This window comes from Calidithermus terrae, from assembly GCF_003574345.1.
Classification (GTDB): domain Bacteria; phylum Deinococcota; class Deinococci; order Deinococcales; family Thermaceae; genus Calidithermus; species Calidithermus chliarophilus.
The window spans coordinates 1-5,278 of the sequence record NZ_QXDL01000246.1; the positions used below are offsets into that span (position 1 = coordinate 1).

The following is a 5,278-nucleotide window of genomic DNA, read 5'->3' on the forward strand; positions in this document are numbered from 1 at the left end:
GGGAAGGTGGGCGCAGGGGAAGGGTTGACGCGCGGAGCGGGGGACGAGCGGAAGCCGCCGCGCCCGCCCACGCCGCCGCCGCTGCGCTGGGCCTCGGCCAGGGAGAACAGGGGGAAGACCCCGAGAACGGTGGTCAGCACCAGCAGCCAAACCCAGAGGCGTCGCATTGGGTCCAGCATACGGCAAAGCGCGCGGCTCGAGGTACGCCGCGACGTCCGGGGCGTCGGCCATGCTTGATTTTTAGAGCTTCAGTAAACTTGACACGACCACGCTCACGCATCATGATATTCCTTTATGGTACTGGGTCACGAATCCCACAGCCAAAACCGCTAGACTGCCCTTAGCACTTATACCTTCCCTCCGGTGGTTCCGACCCACAGCCCTGCAACCTCCGCCCACAACGGTGAATGCGATGAGCGAACCCAACCCCAACACCCAAATCCCTGAAACCCTGCCGGTCTGTCCGGTGCGCGGCTCGGTCATCTACCCCACCATGGTCATGCCCATCGAGGCCGGGCGGCCCGTGTCCATCCGGGCCATTGACGAGGCCCTGGCCCGCGACAAGGTCATCCTCATCGCCTCGCAGCGCGACAAGGAGCTCGAGGAGCCCGGCCCCGACGACATGTACCTCGTGGGCACCGCCTGCAACATCCTGCGCATGCGCAAGAACTCCGACGGCTCCGTGCAGATGCTGGTGCAGGCCTTCGCCCGCGTGCGGGTCAAGCAGTACGAGCAGCGCAAGGGCTACCTCGAGGCCGCCGTCGAGGCCATCCCCGAGTCGCAGGACAAGGAGGTCGAGCTCAAGGCGCTGTTCCGCGAGGTCAAGGCCCGCTTCGAGACCGTGCTCAAGGAGGGGAAGTACCTCTCCCCGGAGACCGCGCAGTTCGTGCTCAACCTCGAAGACCCCTCCCAGCTCGCCGACTACATCGCCTTCCACGTCGACTTCAAGCTCGAGGACAAGCAGAAGCTGCTGGAGATCGCCTCCGCGGCCGAGCGCCTCAAGCGCGTGCTGGTGCTGCTCGACGCCGAGATCGAGCTCATGGAGACCCAGCGGCGCATCCAGCAGCAGGTCAAGGAGGAGATCGACCGCAACCAGCGCGAGTACTTCCTGCGCGAGCAGATGAAGGCCATCCAGCGCGAGCTCCACGGCGAGGAGGGCGACCAGGAGGTCGAGGAGCTGCGCGAGAAGATCGAGGCGTTGAACCTGCCCGAGGCCGTGCGCGGCGAGGTCGAGCGCGAGCTCAGCCGCTTCGCCCGCATGCACCCCGACTCGGCCGAGGCCAGCGTGGTGCGCACCTACCTCGACTGGATCGTCTCGCTGCCCTGGAACACCCGCACCACCGACCAGATCGACCTCACCGAGGCCGCCAAGATCCTCGACGAGGAGCACTACGGGCTGGAGAAGGTCAAGGACCGGGTGCTCGAGTACCTCGCCGTGCGCAAGCTCAAGCTCGAGCGCGTGCGCAAGGGCGAGCTGAGGGAGGAGGAGATCAACAAGGGCCCCATCCTGCTCTTCGTGGGGCCGCCCGGGGTGGGCAAGACCTCCATCGCCAAGTCCATCGCGCAGGCGCTGGGCCGCAAGTACTACCGCATCAGCCTGGGCGGCGCCCGCGACGAGTCGGACATCCGCGGCCACCGCCGCACCTACATCGGGGCCATGCCCGGCCGCATCATCCAGGGCCTGCGCCAGGCGGGCAGCAAGAACCCGGTCTTCCTGCTCGACGAGGTCGATAAGCTGGGCACCTCCTACCAGGGCGACCCCGCCGCGGCGCTGCTCGAGCTCCTCGACCCCGCCCAGAACAAGGACTTCACCGACCACTACCTCGGCGTGCCCTTCGACATGAGCGAGGTGCTGTTCATCTGCACCGCCAACTTCCCCGACAGCATCCCCGGCCCCCTCATGGACCGCATGGAGATCATCGAGTTCACCAGCTACATCGAGCAGGAGAAGCTCGAGATCGCCAAGCGCTACCTGCTGCCGCGCCAGATCGGCGAGAACGGCCTCAAGGAGAGCCAGGTGGTCTTCACCGACGCCGCGCTGTCGCGCCTGATCACCTCCTACACCCGCGAGGCGGGCGTGCGCAACCTCGAGCGCGAGATCGGCACGGTGCTGCGCAAGTCGGCGCGGGGGCTGCTCGAGTCGGGCAAGAAGCGCGTGCGCATCCTCGACCAGGACCTCGAGAAGTACCTCGGCCCCGTGCGGTTCCTCCCCGAGGCCGAAGCCCGCGAGCCCCAGGTGGGCGTGGCGACGGGCATGTACTACACGCCCGTGGGCGGGGACATCATGTTCGTCGAGGTCTCCGCGACCCCCGGCAAGGGCGGCCTGATCATCACCGGCAAGCTCGGCGAGGTGATGAAGGAGTCGGCCCGCGCGGCCGTCACCTACGCCAAGCGCAACGCCGAGCGCTTCGGCATCCCGCTGGAGAAGTTCGACAACACCGACCTGCACCTCCACGTCCCCGCCGGCGCCATCCCCAAGGAGGGCCCCAGTGCGGGTATCGCCATCACCAGCGCGGTGGTCTCGGCCCTCACCGGCGTCCCCGTGCGCAACGACGTCGCCATGACCGGCGAGATCACCCTCACCGGGCGGGTGCTGCCCATCGGTGGGGTCAAGGAGAAGGTGCTGGGCGCGCGCCGCGCGGGCATCCGCGAGGTCATCCTGCCCAGGCAGAACCAGACCGACCTCTCCGACATCCCGGCCTATTTGCGCCAGAACCTCCGGTTCCACTTCGCCGAGAACCTCGACGAGGCCCTCGACTGGACCCTGGTGGGCGGCCTGAAGGCCCTGGAAAACCGCGCCAAGCCCAAGGGCGCCAAGGCCAAGAAGGTCAAGGCGCGGCCCAAGACGCCGCCTCCGGCGCGGGCTTAGGCGGGGCCGGCATCTGCTCGACGCTGGACGCTGGCGCGGGTGGTGCGTTGTACGTCGTACGTCGTACGTCCTACGTCGTACGCCGAACGCAAAACGCAAGACGCAAGACGCGAAACGCCTTGTTCCCCCCTTAGCAAGGGGGGTTGGGGGGGATACCCCCTCCCCGCTGGCGGGGAGGGGCTTACCACGAACCACGGGCCTCCTGCTGACCGCTGATGGCTGAAGGCTGATGGCTAATCGCCGATCGCCGCCGTCCTCACCGAGACCACCCCCGGAAGCCCCCGGCTTTAGCCGTGGGGTGGTTTACTAGCAAATGTAGGGCCGTGGCTTGCCGTGTTCGTGCTTTTATTTTCTGATGAGCTTATGAAGGTGTGGGCTCGAGCCGGGACTTTGTTGGCGCTGTGGGGGGTGCTGGCGCAGGCGCAGGACGGTGCGGCGGCGGAGCTGCTGGGCAGGGGGCGGGCGGCGATGGGCGGGGCGGCGCTCGAGCAGATCGGCACTTACCTCGAGGACTATTCCCTCGTGGGCAGCGTGGCCGGGGTGCGGCTGGGCGAGATCCGCATCCGGGTGTACATCGACTTCAAGGGCAAGCGGCGGCGCTGGGAGTTCGTGCAGGGGGACAAGGTCACCAACGTCGCGCAGATCACGCCGCAGGGGGGCTACACCTGGAGCGAGAAGGAGGGGACCAAGCCGCTGGGGGAAGGCCGGGAGCCCACCTTCAGCTACACCACGCCCTTCAAGGCGGGCCTGATGGCGCTGCTGGCGGCCAGCCGGGGGGAGGGCAGGCTCGAGGCCCGGCCCAACGGCGAGCTCTTCGGGCTCAGGGGCTCGCTGGTGACCGTGCGCGAGGGGGACACCAGCTACAGCTTCCTGCTAGGCCCCGACGGGACGCTGCTGGCCGACCGCGTCAACTCGAAGGACGAGCGCAACAACACCCTCGACGCGGGCATCGTCTACAGCGAGTACCGCGTGGTCAAGGGGGTGAGGGTGCCGGTGGCGGGGAGCATCCGGGGCAGCACGGTGCCGCCTTTGGTGTCGGCGCAGTTCCGGGTCAACCGGGTGGAGATTAACCCCGTTTTCGACGGCAGCGAGTTCAAGCTGCCTTGAGGCACATTAGCCAGATTACTTCCGCGGGAGTAATATGGCTCCATGAAGCTCCTCCTCTTCAAGCTCGTCGCGACGGCCGTGGTTGGGGCCGCCCTGGTATACCCGTTCGTCAACCCCGACCTGCGCGGCGGCGTGCTGGCCTCGGTGGAGCGGCTGGGCTGGCTGGCGGTGCTCGACCTGGCGGTCGTCTTCCTCGTCGCGGTGGCGCTGTACTGCCGCTCACTCCAGCGCTGCCTCGAGCTCGTGCGCCCCGGGGCCCGGGCGGCGGCCCCCAAGTCGGTGTGGCTGATGTTCCTGATCCCCTACAACTTCGTCGAGGACTTCTTCATCATCCACAACGTCAGCCGTTCGCTGCGGGCGCAGGCCCGGACGGATGCCCGCCTGGCCGGCTTCAGGAGCTTCGGCGAGCTCTCCGGCTTCGGCTGGTGCACCGCGCAGATCGTCTCGCTGGTGCCGAGCCAGGTGGGGGAGCTCGCGGGGGTGGTGGCGATCGGGCTGTGGCTGGTGCACTGGCGGTTCATCGCCGGCGTCAACCGCCGGCTGTCGCACGCGGGCAGCGAGGCGCCGCTGGCGCTTTAGGCCTCGAGCGAAGCCCCCCGCTCGGCCAGGGTCTGCAGCACGATCCAGGCCTGGGCCTCCTCCGGGGTTTTGGCCCGCCCGACCTCCTCGCCGCTGCGCCGGTCGATGATGCCGTAGCCGCGGGAGTTGACGAGGGGCCTGAAGGTGTAGGGGGCGTCTTTGAGGAAGTCCTCCAGGCTCACCCCGGGCGGCAGGCGCTCGCGGAACCAGGCCTGCTGGGCCTTCTCGACCCGCAGGGCGCCCCAGTAGTTGACGAGGCCGAACGCCAGGATCAGCAGCAACAGGACCAGCACCACGGCAGCGGCGGTCATGGCCCCTTAAGTTACCTCGAGCGCTGCCGTGGCCGGTCCTTGGCCGCCGTGCTAGGGTGTTGGGGTGCACCGCTACGCCGTGGCCCTGGGCTCTAACCTGGGCGACCGTCTCGAACACCTGCGGCAGGGGGTGACCCGGCTCGAGCGCGAGGCAAGAGCCCGGGAGCTACGCAAGAGCCGCGTCTACGACACCGACCCCGTGGGCGGCCCGCAGGGGCAACCCCCCTACCTCAACGCGGTGGTGGCGTTCCACAGCGCCCTCGAGCCCCAGCACCTCCTGGAACTCCTGCTCGACATCGAGCGACGGGAAGGGCGGGTGCGGCTCGAGCCCAGCGGCCCGCGCACCCTCGACCTCGACCTGCTGCTGTGCGACGACCTGCGCCTCGAGCAGCCCGCCCTCACAGTCCCCCAC

5 protein-coding genes are annotated in these 5,278 nt (G+C 68.4%); 4 read left to right on the top strand and 1 reads right to left on the bottom strand.

Annotated elements, in window-relative coordinates:
* Positions 1-412 precede the first annotated feature (412 nt).
* The 3 genes from lon (at position 413) to Mterra_RS18500 (ending at position 4,555) form a co-directional block, all read left to right on the top strand.
* Positions 413-2,869 (top strand): endopeptidase La, encoded by a 2,457-nt coding sequence (gene lon, locus Mterra_RS18490; protein ID WP_119316481.1) that lies wholly within the window; start codon positions 413-415, stop codon positions 2,867-2,869.
* Between the two features lie 363 nt (positions 2,870-3,232).
* Positions 3,233-3,976 (top strand): hypothetical protein, encoded by a 744-nt coding sequence (locus Mterra_RS18495; protein ID WP_147372939.1) that lies wholly within the window; start codon positions 3,233-3,235, stop codon positions 3,974-3,976.
* A gap of 42 nt (positions 3,977-4,018) precedes the next feature.
* A complete protein-coding gene (locus Mterra_RS18500) occupies positions 4,019-4,555 on the top strand; it encodes a hypothetical protein (protein WP_119316483.1) in 537 nt (178 codons plus the stop codon).
* Here Mterra_RS18500 and Mterra_RS18505 read toward each other — a convergent pair.
* Positions 4,552-4,866, bottom strand: coding sequence for a hypothetical protein (locus Mterra_RS18505; protein WP_119316484.1), 315 nt, complete (start codon positions 4,864-4,866; stop codon positions 4,552-4,554). The two genes, Mterra_RS18500 and Mterra_RS18505, sit on opposite strands and share 4 nt — an antisense overlap.
* Positions 4,867-4,930: 64 nt before the next feature.
* On the opposite strand from Mterra_RS18505, the gene folK reads away from it, so the two are divergent.
* Positions 4,931-5,278, top strand: a 348-nt coding sequence (gene folK / locus Mterra_RS18510; protein ID WP_119316485.1) for a 2-amino-4-hydroxy-6-hydroxymethyldihydropteridine diphosphokinase, incomplete at its 3' end; no start/stop codon positions are given.